Here is a 17,295-nt window from a genome sequence, read left to right as displayed (position 1 = left end):
GCTACGACATGAAGAGCCTGATGCTGACCCTGACGCGCGGTGCCCTCGCCGCGGCGCTCACCGCCTGTGGCGTTGCGAGCGTTTTCGCGGCCGACCTGAAGGTCGGGCTGAGCGTGTCGCTCTCGGGGCCGAACTCCTCGCTGGGCGTGCCCTATGCGAAGGGCATGCAGGCGGCCCTTGCCTACAAGCCCGAGATCAACGGCCGCAAGGTGCAGCTCATCGTGCTGGACGACGGCTCCGACCCCACGACCGCCGGGCGCAATGCGCGCAAGCTCGTCGAAGAGGAAAAGGTCGACGTGCTCATGGGCACCTCGGGCGTGCCGGCGGCCATCGCGATGGCGCAGGTCGGCCGCGATGCGAAGACGCCGATGATCGGCTTGACGCCCATCCTGCTCGACCCCAGCGAGAACCCCTGGGTCATGACGGTCGCGCAGCCCACGCAGCTGATGATCGACGCGGTGGTCGAGCGCATGAAGCGCAACAACGTGAAGACCGTGGGCTACATCGGCTTCACCGACGCGTGGGGCGACCTGGTGTACGACGCGCTCATGAAGGCCGCGCCCGGCGCGGGCATCAAGGTGGTGAGCAACGAGCGCTACGCGCGCGCCGATGCCTCGGTGACCGGCCAGGTGCTCAAGATCGTGGCGCTGCGCCCCGACGCGGTGATGACCGGCGGCGCCGGCACGCCGGGCGCGCTGCCGTTCCTCGCGCTGCAGGAGCGCGGCTACAAGGGCGGCGTGTACGGCCAGCACGGGCTGATCAACCCCGACTTCGTGCGCGTGGTCGGCACCGCGGGCCAGAACGCGCTGATGCCCACCGGCCCGGTGATCGTCGCCGAGCAACTGCCCGACAGCTACCCGACCAAGAAGATCGCGACCGAGTTCCGCGCGGTGTTCCAGAAGGTCAACAACGCGCCGACCAGCGATGCCTTCTCGGCCTATTCCTTCGACGGCTGGCTGGTGTTCGCCGATGCCGCCTCGCGCGCCATGAAGAAGGCCGAGCCGGGAACCGCCGAGTTCCGTGTCGCGCTGCGCGATGCCATCTTCAGCACCAAGGAAGTGGTGGGCACGCACGGCGTCTACAGCTTCAAGCCCGGCAGCCTCTACGGCGTGGACGAGCGCGCCCGCGTGATCGTGAAGCTGGACAACGGCCAATGGAAGCTCGCACCTTGAACCGCTTGACGACGACGATGTTTTTTCCTGAGGTTTTCCTATGACGTGGGACGTCGCGCTGATCCTCATCACCGACGGCCTGGCCAACGGTGCCGTCTATTTGCTGGCCGGGCTGGGGCTGGTGCTGATCTTTTCCGTGACACGCGTGGTGTTCGTGCCGTTCGGCGACATCGCGGCCTTCGCGGCGCTGTCGCTCGCGGCCTTCGAAACCGGCCGCGTGCCGGCGACCATCGGCATGGTGGCGGTGCTCGCAGCGCTGGCGCTGGCAACGGAAATCGGCAGCCTGCTGCGGCGCGGCGAGGGCGCGCGCATTCCGAAGGCGGTGCTGATGTGGGGCGTGCTGCCCGCGATTCCGTGCGTGCTCGCATGGCTCGCGGCGCGGCCCGGCGTGCCGGTGGCGGTGCATATCGCGGTGGCGGTGCTGCTGGTCGTGCCCATCGCGCCGCTGCTGGCACGCGTGGTGTTCCAGCCGATCGCCGATGCGTCGGTGCTGGTGCTGCTGATCGTGTCGCTCGCGCTGCACTTCCTGCTCTCGGGCCTGGGTCTCTTGTTCTTCGGTCCTGAAGGTTCGCGCACCACGCCGCTCACGAGCGCGGTGTTCACGCTCGGCGACGGGTTCACGGTCAGCGGCCAGGTGGTGCTGATGGTGGGCGCGGCGATCGTGCTGAGCGGATTGTTCTTTCTCGTGTTCGAACGCACGGTGGCCGGCAAGGCGCTGCGCGCGACGGCGGTGAACCGCGTCGGCGCGCGGCTGGTCGGCATCCGGCCGGTGCGCACGGCGCTGCTGGCGTACGGCTGCGCATCGCTGCTGGCCGGGCTCATCGGGGTGCTGATCGCGCCGGTGACGACCATGTACTACGACTCGGGTTTCATCATCGGCCTGAAGGCCTTCGTGGCCGCGATCATCGGCGGGCTCGTGAGCTATCCGATGACGGCCGTGGGCGCGCTCGCGGTCGGCGTGGTGGAGAGCTTCGCCTCGTTCTGGAGCGGCGCGCTGAAAGACGTGATCGTGTTCAGCCTGCTCATCCCGGTGCTGATGCTGCGGTCGTTCATGGTGACCCATTCGGAAGAGGAAGAAGACGAGGTGGACCAATGAACGGCAACCGCAAACGCATGATGTGGATCGCCGTGGTGGTCGTCGTGCTGGCCCTCGTGCCGGCGGTGGCGGGCAGCTTCACGGTATCGCTCCTCAACGACATCGGCATCGGCGCGCTGGTGGCCCTCGGGCTGGTGCTGCTCACCGGCGTGGGTGGCGCGACCTCGTTCGGGCAGGCAGCCTTCGTGGGCATCGCGGCCTATGCGACGGCGTGGCTCACGACGGCGCAAGGCATGTCGCCGTGGATCGGGCTCCTGTTCGCGCTGCTGCTCACGGGCCTCTCGGCGCTGGCCATCGGCATGCTCACGTTGCGGCTCGGCGGGCACTTCCTGCCGCTGAGCACCATTGCGTGGGGCCTGTCGATCGCGATGCTGTTCGGCAACGTCGATGCGCTCGGCCGGCACACGGGGCTGTCGAACATTCCGGCGCTGCAGGTCGGGGGGTGGTCGCTGGCCGATCCGCGGTCGATGTACTACCTGATCTGGCTGGTGGTCGGGCTGGCGTGCCTCTTCAGTCACAACCTGCTGCAGTCCCGGCCGGGGCGCGCGATCCGCGGGCTGCGCGGCGGCGCGACGCTGCTGGCGAGCGTGGGGGCGGATGCGTACCGCGTGCGGCTCACGCTGTTCGTGACGGCCGCGCTCTTCGCGGGCCTCGCGGGCTGGCTCTATGCGCACATGAACCGCTTCGTGAGCCCGTCGCCCTTCGACGTGCGCGCGAGCATCGAGTACCTGCTGATGGCCGTGGCCGGCGGGCTCGGGCAGCTGGCGGGTGCGCTGGTGGGCGCTGCGCTGGTGCTGGTGCTCAAGAACGGGCTGCAGGACGTGCTGCCGATGCTCACGCAGCGCGCGGGCCAGCTGGAGGCCGTGGCCTTCGCCGCGCTCTTCATCCTGCTGCTGCACTTTGCGCGCGGCGGGTTGATGGGCTTGCTGCGGCGCTGGACGCGCCGGCGCGGCGGCACGCAGGGTGTGTCTCGCCACGATGCCCCGGCGGTCGAGCCGCTCGCGCACCGGCAACTGCCGGCGCGCGGCACGCAGGTGCTGTCGGTGAACGGCGCGGTCAAGCGCTTCGGCGGTCTCGTGGCGGTGAACGACGTGAGCTTCGACGTGAAGGCCGGCGAGATCGTCGGGCTGATCGGGCCGAACGGCGCGGGCAAGTCGACCATGTTCAACCTGCTGACCTGCACGCTGCCGATGACCTCGGGGCAGGTGCGCTTTCTCGACCACGACATCGCCGGCATGCCGCAGCGGCAGGTGGCGCGGCTGGGCCTGGCGCGCACCTTCCAGCACGTGAAGCTCAGGCCGCGCATGAGCCTCCTGGACAACGTGGCGCTGGGCGCGCATTCGCGCACGCGCTCGGGCATCCTGAAGGCGGGCCTGCGGCTCGATCGCAAGGAGGAGATGCAGATCCTGCAGGAGGCGCAGCGCCAGCTCGACCGCATCGGCCTGGGTGACCGCGCGCACGAGCTCGCGGGCAGCCTGCCGCTGGGCACGCAGCGCATCCTGGAGATCGCGCGCGCACTGGCCGCCGACCCGGTGCTGCTGGTGCTCGACGAGCCCGCGGCGGGCCTGCGTCGCAAGGAAAAGATGGCGCTCGGCGACCTGCTGCGCAAGCTGAGGGAGGAGGGCGTGACCATCCTGATCGTCGAACACGACATGGACTTCGTGATGAAACTGGTGGACCGTCTGGTGGTAATGAACTTCGGCTCCAAGCTCGTGGAGGGCGTGCCGTCGGCGGTGCGCGCCGACGAGCGCGTGCAGGCGGCGTACCTGGGGAGCGTCGTATGAGCGCCGCACGGCCGCCCGAAGGCGCGGGCCCCCTTCAGGGGGTAGGAGAAGTACACGAAGTGACAAGCCTGGGGGTGAGCAAATGACCGCGATGCTGGAGATCGGTGACCTGCATGTCTCTTATGGGCAGGTCGAGGCGGTGCGCGGCGTGTCGCTCGACCTGCAGCCGGGGCAGATCATTTCGGTGATCGGTCCGAACGGCGCGGGCAAGACCACGCTGCTGGCCGCCGCCATGGGCTTGCTGCCGTGCAAGGGCACGCTGCGCTTCGAGGGCGAAGACCTGCAAGGGCTCGACGTGGAGGCGCGCGTGGAGCGGGGCCTGTGCCTCGTTCCCGAGAAGCGCGAGCTGTTCGGCGAGCTCACCGTGCTCGACAACCTGCAGCTGGGCGCCTATGCCAAGCGGCTGCGCGGCGATGCAATGAAGCGGCAGCTGCAGTCGGTGTACGACCGCTTCCCGCGGCTGGCGGAGCGCCGTGCGCAGCGCGCCGACACGCTCTCGGGCGGCGAGCGGCAGATGCTGGCGGTAGGGCGCGCGCTGATGTCGGCGCCGCGCCTCCTGATGCTCGACGAGCCGAGCCTGGGCCTCGCGCCGCTGATCGTGCGGGACATTCTCACCATCGTGCGCAAGCTGCGCGAAGACGGTGTCTCGATCCTGCTGGTGGAGCAGAACGCGCGCGCCGCGCTCGAAAGCTCGGACGAGGGCTATGTGCTGGAGACGGGCGAGATCGCGCTCTCGGGCGCCTCGGCCGAACTGGCGAGCGATCCGCGCGTGCAGGCGACCTATCTCGGCGGAGGCACGCACGATGACGAGTGAGGTGCGCGCACTGCCGCCGGCCCAGCGCACGCTGCCCGCGATGCTGCAGCGGCAGGCGGCGCAGTTCGGCGCGCGACCGCTGCTGCGGATCGCGGGGCGGCAGTGGACGCACGGCGATGCAGCGGAGGCGGCAGCCGTGCGCGCTGGAGCGCTGGCGCAGGCCGGCGTGGCGCGCGGCGATCGCATCGCGGTGATGTGCGGCAACCGCATCGAGTTTCTGGAGACCTTTCTCGGCGCGGGATGGATGGGCGCGTCGGTGGTGCCGGTCAATACGGCGTCGATGGGGCCGCAGATCGAATACTTCCTGGCCAACAGTGCGGCGAAATTGCTGGTGATCGAAGCGGGTTTTCTAGAGCGGTTGAAGACGGCCGATCTCGGCCGCACCGCATTGCGCGAAGTGTGGGTGGTCGGCGAGGGCGCTGCATCGTGGGAGGCACCTGCAGGGGTGCGCGTCTCGCACTATCCGGAAGGCTCGGAGGCCATCGCGCCTGCCGCGGTGCAGCCGGGCGATCCGCTCGCCATCCTCTACACCTCGGGCACGACCGGCCCGGCCAAGGGCGTGATCTGCCCGCATGCGCAGTATTTCTGGTGGGGCGTGAACAGCGCCGAGGTGCTCGGTGTCGGGGGCGACGACGTGCTGTGCACCACGCTGCCGCTCTTTCACATCAACGCGCTCAACACCTTCGCGCAGGCCGCGCTGACCGGGGCCGAGGTCGTTTTCGAGTCTCGCTTCTCGGCGTCCGGCTTCTGGCCGTCGATGCGCGCAAGCGGCGCGACCGTGGTCTATCTGTTGGGCGCGATGGTGCCGATCCTGCTCGCGCAGCCCGAGGGCGAAGGCGAGCGCGATCACCGCGTGCGCATCGGGCTCGGGCCGGGCGTGCCGGCGGCGGCGGGGCAGGCGTTCAAGACGCGCACAGGCGTGTCGCTGCTCGAGGGCTACGGTTCGACGGAAACCAACTTCGCGATCGCCACTGCACCCGATTCGCCGCGTGGTGGCGTCATGGGTTGGCTGCGGCCGGGCTTCCAGGCCTGCGTGGCCGATGAGGACGACGTGGCGCTGCCGCCCGGCGAAGCCGGCGAACTGCTGCTGCGCGCGGACGAGCCCTACGCTTTTGCGAGCGGCTACTTCAACATGCCGGAGAAGACGGTCGAGGCATGGCGCAACCTGTGGTTCCACACGGGCGACCGCGTGGTGCGCGATGCGGACGGCGCGTTCCGCTTCGTGGACCGCATCAAGGATGCGATCCGCCGGCGTGGCGAAAACATCTCTTCGTTCGAGGTCGAGCAGGTGCTGCTGAGCCATGCGGCCGTGGCTTCGTGCGCGGTGTACCCGGTGCGCTCCGAACTGGCCGAGGACGAGGTGATGGCCGCGCTGGTGGCCCGCCAAGGTGCCCATATCGACCCGGTCGAACTGGCGCGCTTCTGCGAAGGCCGCCTGCCTTACTTCGCGGTGCCGCGCTACATCGACGTGCTGCCCGACCTGCCGCGCACCGAGAACGGCAAGGTGCAGAAGTTCAAGCTGCGCGAGCGCGGGGTGGGGCCGCAGACCTGGGATGGCCGTCCGGCGCGGTCGTAGGGCGTTTCATGCAGTGACAGTCCGGGCCATCGGACATCGCTAAAATGATTCAGAACTAAACAATTCAGGTATGCAATCAAATTTACTCACTGGCCGTCACGCACTCGTCACCGGCGCGGCGCGCGGCATCGGCGCCGAGATCGCCCGCACCCTGGCGTCCGAAGGCGCTGTGCTGACCTTGCTGGGGCGTGACCGCGAGGCACTTCAGCGCGTGGCCGATTCGCTGGCCGGCAGCGGACATGGCGTGGCGACGGCCGATGTGGCCGATCCGGAGGGCGTGCAGGCGGCCTTCGCGCAGGCGCGTGCGGCGCGGGGCCCGATCGTCATCCTCGTCAACAACGCGGGCGCTGCAGAGAGTGCGCCGTTCCTCAAGACCTCGGTCGAGCTGTGGCAGCGGATGCTGTCGGTGAACCTCACCGGCAGCTTCCTGTGCGCGCAGGCCGCGTTGCCCGACATGCTCGAAGCGGGCTGGGGCCGCATCGTCAACATCGCGAGCACGGCGGGGCAGAAGGGCTACGCCTACGTCTCGGCCTATACCGCGGCCAAGCACGGCGTGATCGGCCTCACGCGATCGCTCGCGCTCGAAGTGGCGCGCAAGGGCATCACGGTGAATGCCGTGTGCCCTGGCTACACGGACACCGACATCCTGCGCAACAGCGTCGCCAACGTGGTCGGCAAGACCGGGCGCAGCGAGGCCGATGCGCTGGCGGAGTTCTCCAGCGTGAACCCGCAGAAGCGCATCGTGCAGCCGGCCGAAGTGGCCGATGCCGTGCGATGGCTGTGCGGGGAGGGCGCCGCGTCGGTCACCGGCCAGTCGATTTCGGTTTCGGGAGGAGAAGTGACATGACACGCAACGATGCCTCGCACGCCGCGCTCAGCGACGCCGAAGAACTCGGCCACGAGGGCCGCGCTGGCCACGAGGACCACGCGATGCTCAAGCTGTGGCTGCGCATGCTCGCGAGCACCACGCAGATCGAGGCCGAGATCCGCCGCCGGCTGCGCGAGCGCTTCGGCATTTCGCTGGCGCGCTTCGACTACATGGCGCAGCTGCACCGCTACAAGGACGGGCTCAAGATGCGCGTGCTGTCGCGCTACCTGATGGTGACCGGCGGCAATGTGACCGGCCTGACCGACGAGCTCGAACGCGAAGGCATGGTGGCGCGCGCGCCCAGCCCCGACGACCGGCGCGCATGGATCGTGAGCCTCACGCCCGCCGGGCGCCGCACCTTCGAGACGATGGCGAGCGAGCACGAGCAATGGATCCTCGAGATGTTCTCGGGCCTGGACATGAAGACGGTCAAGCAGATGCACAGTCAGCTCGGGCTGCTGCGCGTGCATGTGATGCGCGGCGAGGCCGGGAGCGAGGAGGGTTGAGCATGAGCGACGCCACGCATGTCGACCTTGCTGCGGCGAGCGCGGAGTTCCGGCGGCCGCGGCTGATCCGGTTTTCGGACTGCGATCCGGCGGGCATCGTGTTCTATCCGCAGTACTTCGTGATGCTCAACGGGCTCGTCGAAGACTGGGTGAACGAAGGGCTGGGGCTCAGCTATCACGGGCTCGTGGCCGAGCGCCGCATCGGGCTGCCGACCGTGAAGCTCGAGGTGGACTTTCGTGCGGTGAGCCGGATGGGCGATCGAGTGACGCTCGGGCTCGTCGTGGAGCGGCTGGGCTCGCGCTCGATGACGCTGGCGGTGCGCTGCTTCGGTGCCGAAAGTGGCGAAGTGCGGATGCAGATGGCGCAGGTGATCGTGACGACATCGCTCGAGACGCATCGCGCGGTCGCGATTCCGGACGACATGCGCGCGGCGATCCTTCGCGAGGCGCCTGGTCTGGCTTGAGCTTCAGGGCGCCGGCTCGGCGTCTTGCGCGTGTTTCTTCAGCCAACCGCTGAGCTCTCTTTTTCCTTTGGCATTGGCGGCGCGCCACGCCTCGCGTGCGGCCGCGACGAAGCGCTCTTCCGCCGCGTCCGGTACCTCGGAGGGGCGGTCTTCCTTGTCGAGCCAGCCGGACTCGACGTCGCAATGCCGCTCGATCTGCCGCGCGAGGTTGTCGCCGATCGGGCGAGAACTCTTGATCTGGCTCCACATGCTGGGGGAGATTTCGATCTTCTTCGCGAAGGACTGGTCCAGCCCCTTGGCTGGCAGGCCGGCGGCAATGGCGCCCTCGAGAAAGCGGCGATGCAGCGCAAGGACATTGCGACGGCGCGCGACGGTGGTATTGGGCACTCTGTTCAAAAACAACAACAAGACAAGAAAAGATTGTCCCGGTTGTTGACGTTGCAGTAAACACTATTTACAGTTGCCCTCATTCGCGGCGCAAGCCGTCCCCTTTTTCCAATCCTCAACAGCCGACAGCGGCAATTTTTGACCAGGACCCATCGTGAACACCGCATTGACCCTCACCAACATTCGACCCGCATCGGGCCGGGCGTTCGTGCGCGTGTGGTCGTGTGGCGGTGGGTTCGGCATGCCGTCGTCGAAATCGAATCTGCGCCAGAGCTATGTGCATGCCACGCAAACCGCAGCGCGCCTGCGCGTTGGCAAGTTCGAGGATCAGGTGCTACCGGGTGGAGGTTGCGCATAGGCGCAGACCTTCCAAGCTCTCTCCAGCAGAGGCCCGGACACCGAAAGGTTTCCGGGCCTTTTTGTTTTGTTTTTGCTTTGTTTGTCGTGCTTTGTCATTTCGGGTGTGCCTTCACCACACCGCCAGGACCCACCGCGTAGACGGTCTGGCGGGATGTGCAGGAACTGATCCCTCCTGTGCAGCGACGTCGTACGGGGCAGCGCCCAGCGCGCTGTCCGTCGCGTGAGGACACAACCGAAATGGAAAAGCGGTCATTCGTTTTTTTCGCACCGAACCCGAGCGGGACCGGGCCATTGCAGATGGTCCTTCCGCGGAAACCGGCCGCAAAGATTGGGCGGCGCCGGAACTCGTAACCGGACACTTTTTGTTTTTCATCCCGCGTTAGCTCAATGGATCAGAGCACTTGCCTACGAAGCAAGGGGTTGCACGTTCGAGTCGTGCACGTGGGGCCAGTTTTTTGTTTGCTGTCACAACCAAGGAGTCACCATGCGCAAGCGCAACACCCCGATCCGGATGATCACCGTGCGCCCGGCCCAGCCGCGCAGCCGCAGGGTGCTCGCCTTCTTCCGCCGCTTCGGCATCGGCGCCGATGCAGGGCGTGCGACGGCGGATGCGTCCGCTTCGCTTGGCCATTCGCGACTGCGCGAGTGCCTCGATCTCGACCAGCGCGTGCGCGAAGTGGGCGAGTGGTAGCGGGCCGATCGGCATTCTTCTCTTCATGGTGCGCGTAGCTCAATGGCAGAGCCGCGGGTTGTGGTCCCGCTGACGACGGTTCGATTCCGTTCGTGTACCCCATCTCTTTTTTTCTTCACTCATTCGACCATCGCCGCAAAAGGAGGCGAGCCATCATGCAACCTCACGTCCTGCAACTCGATATTCAGGGCACGCCGCAAGCCTGGATTTCGCTGGAGCAGGCGGTGCTGCACTACGCCACCGGATCGGTCGCGTGGGAAGACGGCGACCTGCCGCTGGCCACGTTGCGTGGCGGTTTCAACGTGGCGCGCGGTGTGCAGTCGCGCATCGACGTGGCGCCCATCATCGCGCTGCGCGGCGCGTCGAAGATCAACCTGTTCGACGTGGTGCCCGGCGTCACCAAGAGCAAGCTGGTGCGCCGCGACCGCCACACCTGCGCATACTGCGCGGGCGTGTTCGCCGAACGCGATCTTCAATGCGAGCACGTGTTGCCCGAGTCACGCGGCGGTCCGTGGACCTGGACCAACCTGGTGAGCGCGTGCGCCGTCTGCAACAACAGGAAGGCCGCGCGCACGCCGGAGGAAGCCGGCATGCCGCTGGTCTACCTGCCGTATGTGCCGAGCCGCTTCGAGAACTTCCTGCTCGAAGGCCGCAACATCCGCGCGGACGTGCACGAGTGGCTGGCCAGGCGGCTGCCCAAGGGCTCGCGGCTTCAGTGAGAGGGTGCTGCTGTGCATCGGCTCGACCCTCATGCAAAAAGCCCGCTGTCGTCGGACAGCGGGCTTTTTCTTGTGCGGACGGAACGCTCAGCGCCCCACGCCGAAGACCCGGTAGGCGATCACCCCCGCAGCCGCGAGGCCGCCGACGATGATGCAGAGAACTTTGGTGACCCGACCATTGCCGCGCCTGGAGCGGCCCCAGTGTTCCGGCCCGATCAGGTCGATGGGGACGGTGGGTTTGCCTATGTCGGACGCCTTTTCCATGGGAGAAATATAGCGCAGGCCAGCAATCACTTCGCCGGAACCATGGATTGTGTTGTCGCCGAACGTCGCCGTTCGGCCTGGATGCTGGAGGGCAAAAAATAACCCGCCGAAGCGGGTCGAACGAGCTGTTTGCTTCGAAGTGGGATGTCCCTGGAATCCTGATTGTTGTGATGCGTGACAGCAGGTACAAGATGCCATGTCACGCGTTGGACTTTGTAGATTTGCGTGGTCGAAGACCGGGGTTGGCAGTCCTAAATGTGAAATAGTGCATATATGAACAAAGAAATCATCCTCGAGAGTTTGACGCGCGCGCTCGAAAGCTGGGTTCGCAACGCGTCCGCGGCGCAGCTCTGGCAGGTGCACCAGGCGGGTGGGCTCGGCGCGTCTGTTCATGCGGAGAGCGACGTCGTCCAGGTGCGTGTCGCGCTCGGCGGTCCGCGCAATGCGCTGTCGGACATCGGCAAGACCGATGGGCGGTTGCCCGTCACCGAAGCGTTTCTTGGGAGGAGCGTTGCCACCTGGGGCACGCCGCCGCCGCAAGGCAGCCCCGCGCGGGAGCAGTGGTTCCTGTCGAACGAACTGGCCCAGGCGCATGCGCGCCAATATCTGGCGGCCGAGATCGGCGAGAAGCGCGAGGTGCTCGCGAGATTCGTGGACGACTGGGCCACGCGGCAGGACGGGGCGAGTTCGCCGTGATGTCGGCGAGCAAATAAAAAAGCCTGCTACCGGTGAGGTAGCAGGCTTTTTCAGCGTTTCCGCCATGTTGGTGGTGGGCCCTGAGTGACTCGAACACTCGACCTACGGATTAAGAGTCCGCTGCTCTACCAACTGAGCTAAGAGCCCCAGCGCTGTAAACGACTAGCGTTTTCAGGCAAGACCACGAGTATATCCCAGAATTTTCCGGCGTCCAAAAAAATTGTGAACCGCGGCGTTAGGATGCGCCACCGACGGGGCCTCGCCCCTCCTCAAACAGGAGCATTTTCATGAGCGATGCAAACACCACGCCCCACGTCGTAATCACAGGTGCCGCAGGCGCACTGGGTCGCGCGGTGGCGCAGCACTTCCTCGACCAGGGCGCGCGCCTTGCGCTGGTCGACCACCACGCGGGCCGTCTGGCCGAAGTCTTTCCGGGGCTCGACAACTCGCAGCACCTGCTGCTCGCAGGCGACGTGACCTCGGCGCCCGACATGGCCGAACTGACCGGCCAGGCGCTCAAGGCCTTCGGCCGCGTCGACGCGCTCGTGCACATCGCCGGCGGTTTCGAGATGGGCGAGGCCACGCATGCGCTCTCGCGCGCGAGCTGGGACCGGATGATGAATCTCAACGCATGGTCGTTCGTCGCGGTGACGCAGGCCGTGCTGCCTTCGATGATCGAACGCAAGGCCGGCCGCATCGTCGCCGTGACGGCGAAGGTCGCTTCGCGCGGCGTGCCGGCGATGGCCGCGTACATCGCGTCGAAGAGCGCGCTGCAGCGCCTGGTGGAAGCGATGGCGGCCGAAGCCGCGCCGCATGGCGTCAGCGTGAACAGCGTGGCGCCGAGCGTGCTGGACACACCGGCGAATCGCCAGGCCATGCCCGATGCCAATCCGGCCGAGTGGGTGTCGACGTCGGTCGCGGCGCAGACCATCGGCTTCCTCGCATCGCCCGCGGCCGCGGCGTTGCATGGCCAGCATCTGTCGCTCGATACCTGAGCCACCCAAAAGAAAAGGCCTTGGCGGTTGCCAAGGCCTTTTTCAAATCGGTTGGTGGAGAGGATGAGGATCGAACTCACGACCTCCGCATTGCGAACGCGGCGCTCTCCCAGCTGAGCTACCCCCCCAACACAGCGCAAATTCTAACCAGACTCCCGTCCCCGCGCACGTTGTCGTGCCAAGATTCGCGCCTCCCAAAAACCAAGAGCAGCAACCGCATGGCCTCCTACGACCCCGCCTGGCTGGAAGGCATGTACAACAACCTCGCGCGGGTGAAAGACCACCCGGCGTACTTCGAGCGCTGGACGCGCGAATCGGCCGCGGTGCGCGATGCCTTGCCCGGCCGGATCGACCTGCGCCATGGCGACGGCCCGAACGAAACGCTCGACATCTTCCCCGCGCCGATCCCCGACGCGCCGGTGCTGGTCTTCATCCACGGCGGCTACTGGCGCGCGATGGACAAGAGCCAGCATTCCTTCATCGCGCCGTCGTTCAACGACCGCGGCATCTGCGTGGTCGTGCCCAACTACGCGCTGTGTCCGGGGACGCTCGAGGCGCCCGTCACCGTGCCGGGCATCCTCATGCAGATGGTGCGCGCGCTCGAGTGGACTTGGCGCCACGTCGCGGCCTATGGCGGCGATCCGTCGCGCATCACCGTCGCGGGTCACTCGGCCGGCGGCCACATGGCGGCGGCCTTGTTGTGTTGCGACTGGAAAGCGGTCGCGCCCGATCTGCCCGCGCAACTGGTGCGCAACGCGCTCTCGATCTCGGGCCTCTACGACCTGCGGCCGCTGCAGCGCACGCCGTTCCTGGAGCACACGCTGAGGCTGACCGATGCAGATGCGCACCGTGCGAGCCCCGCGCTCTGGCCCGCGCCGCCGCGCGGCCAGCTCTACGCAGCGGCCGGTGGGAACGAGAGCCCCGAATTCCTCCGCCACAACGCGATGATCCGCGACGCCTGGGGCCGCAACGCCGTGCCGGTGTGCGAGGTGCTCCCGGGCCTGGACCACTTCGGCGTGGTCGACGCATTTGCCGATCCGGCCCACGCGCTGCACCGCCACGCGGTGCAATTGCTCGAAGCCTGACCGGCACAGCGCCGGACTACAGGCTTGGCGCTTACATCAGCAGGTGTTCACCCGCGTTGTCGCCGCCCAGCGTGACGTAGTTGACCTTGCGGATGTCCATCAGCGTGCGGCCGCCCGCATAGCTGATCGAGCTCTGCACGTCCTGCTCCATCTCCACCAGCGTGTTCGCCAGCTTGCCCTTGATCGGCTCCAGGATGCGCTTGCCTTCGACGTGCTTGTATTCGCCCTTGTTGAAGTCGCTGGCCGAGCCGTAATACTCCTTGAAGAGCGTGCCGTCCACGTCCACCGTCTTGCCCGGCGATTCTTCATGGCCCGCGAACAGCGAGCCGATCATCACCATCGAGGCGCCGAAGCGCACGCTCTTGGCGATGTCGCCATGGTCGCGGATGCCACCGTCCGCGATGATCGGCTTGGTCGCCACGCGCGCGCACCACTTGAGCGCCGACAGCTGCCAGCCGCCCGTGCCGAAGCCGGTCTTGAGCTTGGTGATGCAGACCTTGCCCGGGCCGATGCCCACCTTGGTCGCGTCCGCGCCCCAGTTCTCCAGGTCGATCACCGCTTCGGGCGTGCCGACGTTGCCGGCGATCACGAAGGCCTTGGGCAGCTTTTCCTTCAGGTAGCCGATCATGTTCTTCACGCTGTCGGCGTGGCCGTGCGCGATGTCGATCGTGATGTATTCAGGCACGAGGCCCTCTGCCACCAACTGGTCGACGGTCTCGTAGTCGGGCTTCTTCACGCCCAGCGAGATGGAGGCGAACACGCCCTTGCCCTGCATGTCCTTGACGAACTTCACGTTGTCCAGGTCGAAGCGGTGCATCACGTAGAAGTAGCCGTTCTGCGCGAGCCACAGGCAGATCGACTCGTCGACCACCGTCTTCATGTTGGCCGGCACCACCGGCAGGCGGAACGTGCGCTCGCCCAGCGTGACGCCGGCATCGCACTCCGAGCGGCTCTCCACGCGGCACTTGCGCGGGAGCAAAAGGATGTTGTCGTAATCGAAAATCTGCATGACCAAGGCTCCAGTAAATATGGCCCCCCGGCTTGCCACTGCGTGTGCTTCGCCACCCCCCGAGGGGGAGGCTCGAGCCGCCTTGGGGCGGCCCGGCGGCGGCCGGGATCGTTGAAAAAAACGAATGAGCGCTTGGTCCGGCCGGCTTTCGCGTGCGTCTCGAAAAGAAAACGCCCACAAAAAACCGGGCGCAAGAATCTTGGGCCCGGTGATTGATTTTACGCGGTGTCGCAAGGGCGGGTCTTCCAGTTCTTCGTATAACCCGCATACGCGGTGGTTTCTACAATCGGTGGATGTTGTTTAACGATCTCGCGGCTGATGCCAACCCCCCGGAACTGCCGCTGCTGCAGAACCTGAACCCGGAGCAGCGCGCTGCGGTCACCTTGCCGCAGGGCAATGCGCTGATCCTGGCAGGCGCCGGCTCCGGCAAGACGCGGGTGCTCACCACCCGCATCGCCTGGCTGCTGCAGACCGGCCAGGTCTCCGCCGGCGGCATCCTGGCCGTGACCTTCACCAACAAGGCCGCCAAGGAAATGATGACGCGGCTGACCGCGATCCTTCCAGTGAACGTGCGCGGCATGTGGATCGGCACCTTCCACGGCCTGTGCAACCGCCTCCTGCGCGCGCACTGGAAGCTGGCCAACCTGCCTTCGACTTTCCAGATCCTCGATACGCAAGACCAGCTCTCGGCCATCAAGCGCCTGATGAAGCAGTTCAACGTCGACGACGAGCGCTTTCCCGCCAAGCAGACCCAGTGGTTCATCGCCGGCGCCAAGGAAGACGGCCTGCGCCCGAAGGACGTGGAGATCCGAAGCGACGACGACCGCAAGAAGGTCGAGCTCTACCAGCTCTACGAAGAGCAGTGCCAGCGCGAAGGCGTGGTCGATTTCGGCGAGCTCATGCTGCGCAGCTACGAACTGCTGCGCGACAACGACCCGGTGCGCGAGCACTACCAGCGGCGCTTTCGCCACATCCTGATCGACGAGTTCCAGGACACCAACCGCCTGCAGTACGCGTGGATCAAGATGCTCTCGGGCAACACCGCCGGCGGACAGTTCACGCCGAACCCCAACAACAGCGTGATCGCCGTGGGCGACGACGACCAGAGCATCTACGCCTTCCGCGGCGCACGCGTGGGCAACATGGCCGACTTCGTGCGCGAGTTCGACGTGCAGCACCAGATCAAGCTGGAACAGAACTACCGCAGCTACAGCAACATCCTCGACTCGGCCAACGAGCTCATCAGCCACAACAAGAAGCGCCTGGGCAAGAACCTGCGCACCGACCAGGGCCCGGGCGAGCCGGTGCGCGTGTACGAGTCGCCCACCGATCTGGCCGAAGCGCAGTGGATGGTCGAGGAAATGCGCCAGCTCGTGCGCGACGGCTTCGACCGCAAGGAGATGGCCGTGCTCTACCGCAGCAATGCGCAGAGCCGGGTGATCGAGACGGCGCTCTTCAATGCCTCGGTGCCGTACCGCGTGTACGGGGGCCTGCGCTTCTTCGAGCGCGCCGAAATCAAGCATGCGCTGGCCTACCTGCGCCTCTTGGAAAACAAGGACGACGACACCAGCTTCCTGCGCGTCGTCAACTTCCCGCCGCGCGGCATCGGCGCGCGCACGCTCGAAACCCTGCAGGACGCGGCGCGCGCGGCCGGTCGTTCGCTGCACGACGCGGTCAGCGTCGTGGGCGGCAAGGCGGGCGCGAACCTCACGGGCTTCGTCGCCAAGATCGACGTGCTGCGGGAGCAAACCCAGGGCGTGAGCCTGCGCGAGATCATCGAACTGGTGCTCGACCACAGCGGCCTCGTCGAGCACTACAAGGCCGACCGCGAAGGCGCGGACCGCCTGGAGAATCTGGACGAACTGGTGAACGCGGCCGAGAGCTTCGTCACGCAGGAAGGCTTCGGCCGCGATGCGGTGGCGTTGCCGGTCGACGAGCTGCGCCAGTCGCCCGCGAGCCAGGGCATCGACCCGACCCGCCCGGTGCTCGACGAGCCGCTCGCCCCCGACGCCGAGACCGGCGAAACGCTGAGCCCGCTGGCTGCGTTCCTCACGCACGCCGCGCTCGAATCGGGCGACAACCAGGCGCAGGCCGGGCAGGACGCGGTGCAGCTCATGACGGTGCACGCCGCCAAGGGCCTGGAGTTCGACTGCGTGTTCATCACCGGCATGGAGGAGGGCCTCTTTCCGCACGAGAACTCGATGAGCGATTTCGAGAGCCTGGAGGAAGAGCGCCGCCTGATGTACGTGGCGATCACCCGCGCGCGCAAGCGCCTGTACCTGAGCCATTCGCAGACGCGCATGCTGCACGGCCAGACGCGCTACAACGTCAAGAGCCGCTTCTTCGACGAGCTGCCCGAGGGCGCGCTCAAGTGGCTCACGCCCAAGAACCAGGGCTTCACGCCGTCGGCCTTCGGCTACGGCGGCGGCTACGGGAGCACGCGCGGCGGCAGTGGCGGCTACAGCGGCGCAAGCAGCTACGGCGGCAGCAAGGACACCTTCGCCAGCCCGCCGGTGCCACCGCAGAAGACCGCGCCGTCGCACGGCCTGCGCTCGGGCATGCAGGTGTTCCACAACAAGTTCGGCGAGGGCACGGTGGTGGCGCTCGAAGGCTCGGGCGACGATGCGCGCGCGCAGGTCAAGTTCACGCGCCACGGCGTGAAGTGGCTGGCGCTCTCGGTGGCCAAGCTCACGCCGGTCTGACTCGCACCGGTCAGACTCGCACCCGTCTGAAGTTGCTACCAAAGCTATAGCTGACGGCATAGGCAGGACGGGCATCACGGCGGTTTTCGCCGGGATCAGCCGTACAC

General features: G+C 66.9%; 18 protein-coding genes and 4 tRNA genes. 17 read left to right on the top strand and 5 right to left on the bottom strand.

The window, feature by feature from the left end; translation table 11 throughout:
* Positions 1-8 precede the first annotated feature (8 nt).
* The 8 genes from ACZYRS_RS24810 (at position 9) to ACZYRS_RS24775 (ending at position 8,280) form a co-directional block, all read left to right on the top strand.
* On the top strand, positions 9-1,172 hold the full coding sequence (locus ACZYRS_RS24810) for an ABC transporter substrate-binding protein (protein ID WP_463421373.1): 1,164 nt from the start codon (positions 9-11) through the stop codon (positions 1,170-1,172).
* Between the two features lie 40 nt (positions 1,173-1,212).
* The gene (locus ACZYRS_RS24805; protein ID WP_463421372.1) at positions 1,213-2,268 is read left to right on the top strand and encodes a branched-chain amino acid ABC transporter permease; all 1,056 of its coding nucleotides are present in this window, start codon (positions 1,213-1,215) and stop codon (positions 2,266-2,268) included.
* Positions 2,265-4,052: a branched-chain amino acid ABC transporter ATP-binding protein/permease gene (locus ACZYRS_RS24800; RefSeq protein ID WP_463421371.1), complete on the top strand. Its 1,788-nt coding sequence runs from the start codon at positions 2,265-2,267 to the stop codon at positions 4,050-4,052. Before ACZYRS_RS24805 ends, ACZYRS_RS24800 begins: the two co-directional genes overlap by 4 nt.
* A gap of 82 nt (positions 4,053-4,134) precedes the next feature.
* Positions 4,135-4,866 (top strand): ABC transporter ATP-binding protein, encoded by a 732-nt coding sequence (locus ACZYRS_RS24795; RefSeq protein WP_257858566.1) that lies wholly within the window; start codon positions 4,135-4,137, stop codon positions 4,864-4,866.
* On the top strand, positions 4,856-6,442 hold the full coding sequence (locus ACZYRS_RS24790; RefSeq protein ID WP_463421370.1) for an ATP-dependent acyl-CoA ligase: 1,587 nt from the start codon (positions 4,856-4,858) through the stop codon (positions 6,440-6,442). The genes ACZYRS_RS24795 and ACZYRS_RS24790 overlap by 11 nt, the downstream gene beginning before the upstream one ends.
* A 70-nt stretch (positions 6,443-6,512) precedes the next feature.
* Entirely contained in the window at positions 6,513-7,289 is a 777-nt protein-coding gene (locus ACZYRS_RS24785; protein WP_463421369.1) for an SDR family NAD(P)-dependent oxidoreductase, read from the top strand.
* Positions 7,286-7,816: a MarR family winged helix-turn-helix transcriptional regulator gene (locus ACZYRS_RS24780; protein ID WP_463421368.1), complete on the top strand. Its 531-nt coding sequence runs from the start codon at positions 7,286-7,288 to the stop codon at positions 7,814-7,816. The genes ACZYRS_RS24785 and ACZYRS_RS24780 overlap by 4 nt, the downstream gene beginning before the upstream one ends.
* Positions 7,817-7,818: 2 nt before the next feature.
* On the top strand, positions 7,819-8,280 hold the full coding sequence (locus ACZYRS_RS24775; RefSeq protein ID WP_463421367.1) for an acyl-CoA thioesterase: 462 nt from the start codon (positions 7,819-7,821) through the stop codon (positions 8,278-8,280).
* Positions 8,281-8,283: 3 nt separating this feature from the next.
* Here ACZYRS_RS24775 and ACZYRS_RS24770 read toward each other — a convergent pair whose 3' ends face one another.
* The gene (locus ACZYRS_RS24770; RefSeq protein WP_463421366.1) at positions 8,284-8,685 is read right to left on the bottom strand and encodes a hypothetical protein; all 402 of its coding nucleotides are present in this window, start codon (positions 8,683-8,685) and stop codon (positions 8,284-8,286) included.
* 136 nt (positions 8,686-8,821) lie between these two features.
* Here ACZYRS_RS24770 and ACZYRS_RS24765 point away from each other — a divergent pair, with 136 nt between their 5' ends.
* The 5 genes from ACZYRS_RS24765 to ACZYRS_RS24745 all read left to right on the top strand — a co-directional run bounded on the left by ACZYRS_RS24765 (position 8,822) and on the right by ACZYRS_RS24745 (position 10,437).
* The gene (locus ACZYRS_RS24765; protein ID WP_144298954.1) at positions 8,822-9,025 is read left to right on the top strand and encodes a hypothetical protein; all 204 of its coding nucleotides are present in this window, start codon (positions 8,822-8,824) and stop codon (positions 9,023-9,025) included.
* A gap of 375 nt (positions 9,026-9,400) precedes the next feature.
* Positions 9,401-9,477: transfer RNA gene (locus ACZYRS_RS24760), tRNA-Arg, on the top strand.
* Positions 9,478-9,511: 34 nt separating this feature from the next.
* The gene (locus ACZYRS_RS24755) at positions 9,512-9,718 is read left to right on the top strand and encodes a short-chain dehydrogenase (protein ID WP_463421365.1); all 207 of its coding nucleotides are present in this window, start codon (positions 9,512-9,514) and stop codon (positions 9,716-9,718) included.
* Positions 9,719-9,746: 28 nt separating this feature from the next.
* Positions 9,747-9,820: transfer RNA gene (locus ACZYRS_RS24750), tRNA-His, on the top strand.
* Between the two features lie 53 nt (positions 9,821-9,873).
* On the top strand, positions 9,874-10,437 hold the full coding sequence (locus ACZYRS_RS24745) for an HNH endonuclease (RefSeq protein WP_463421364.1): 564 nt from the start codon (positions 9,874-9,876) through the stop codon (positions 10,435-10,437).
* Between the two features lie 87 nt (positions 10,438-10,524).
* Here the strand turns inward: ACZYRS_RS24745 and ACZYRS_RS24740 are convergent, their stop codons facing one another.
* Positions 10,525-10,701, bottom strand: coding sequence for a hypothetical protein (locus ACZYRS_RS24740; protein WP_198788137.1), 177 nt, complete (start codon positions 10,699-10,701; stop codon positions 10,525-10,527).
* 273 nt (positions 10,702-10,974) lie between these two features.
* On the opposite strand from ACZYRS_RS24740, the gene ACZYRS_RS24735 reads away from it, so the two are divergent.
* Positions 10,975-11,397, top strand: coding sequence for a hypothetical protein (locus ACZYRS_RS24735; protein WP_463421363.1), 423 nt, complete (start codon positions 10,975-10,977; stop codon positions 11,395-11,397).
* Positions 11,398-11,468: 71 nt separating this feature from the next.
* Here ACZYRS_RS24735 and ACZYRS_RS24730 read toward each other — a convergent pair.
* Positions 11,469-11,544: transfer RNA gene (locus tag ACZYRS_RS24730), tRNA-Lys, on the bottom strand.
* Positions 11,545-11,684: 140 nt separating this feature from the next.
* Here ACZYRS_RS24730 and ACZYRS_RS24725 point away from each other — a divergent pair.
* Positions 11,685-12,392 (top strand): SDR family NAD(P)-dependent oxidoreductase, encoded by a 708-nt coding sequence (locus ACZYRS_RS24725; RefSeq protein WP_463421362.1) that lies wholly within the window; start codon positions 11,685-11,687, stop codon positions 12,390-12,392.
* A gap of 52 nt (positions 12,393-12,444) precedes the next feature.
* Here ACZYRS_RS24725 and ACZYRS_RS24720 read toward each other — a convergent pair.
* Positions 12,445-12,520: transfer RNA gene (locus ACZYRS_RS24720), tRNA-Ala, on the bottom strand.
* Between the two features lie 90 nt (positions 12,521-12,610).
* On the opposite strand from ACZYRS_RS24720, the gene ACZYRS_RS24715 reads away from it, so the two are divergent.
* Positions 12,611-13,477: an alpha/beta hydrolase gene (locus ACZYRS_RS24715; protein WP_463421361.1), complete on the top strand. Its 867-nt coding sequence runs from the start codon at positions 12,611-12,613 to the stop codon at positions 13,475-13,477.
* A gap of 31 nt (positions 13,478-13,508) precedes the next feature.
* Here ACZYRS_RS24715 and ACZYRS_RS24710 read toward each other — a convergent pair whose 3' ends face one another.
* Positions 13,509-14,486: a GMP reductase gene (locus ACZYRS_RS24710; protein ID WP_463421360.1), complete on the bottom strand. Its 978-nt coding sequence runs from the start codon at positions 14,484-14,486 to the stop codon at positions 13,509-13,511.
* A gap of 293 nt (positions 14,487-14,779) precedes the next feature.
* On the opposite strand from ACZYRS_RS24710, the gene ACZYRS_RS24705 reads away from it, so the two are divergent.
* Entirely contained in the window at positions 14,780-17,188 is a 2,409-nt protein-coding gene (locus ACZYRS_RS24705) for a UvrD-helicase domain-containing protein (RefSeq protein ID WP_463421359.1), read from the top strand.
* Positions 17,189-17,295: the final 107 nt, after the last annotated feature.

Source organism: Variovorax sp. AC194, assembly GCF_979257995.1.
This window is presented reverse-complemented; position numbering and strand designations above follow the sequence as displayed.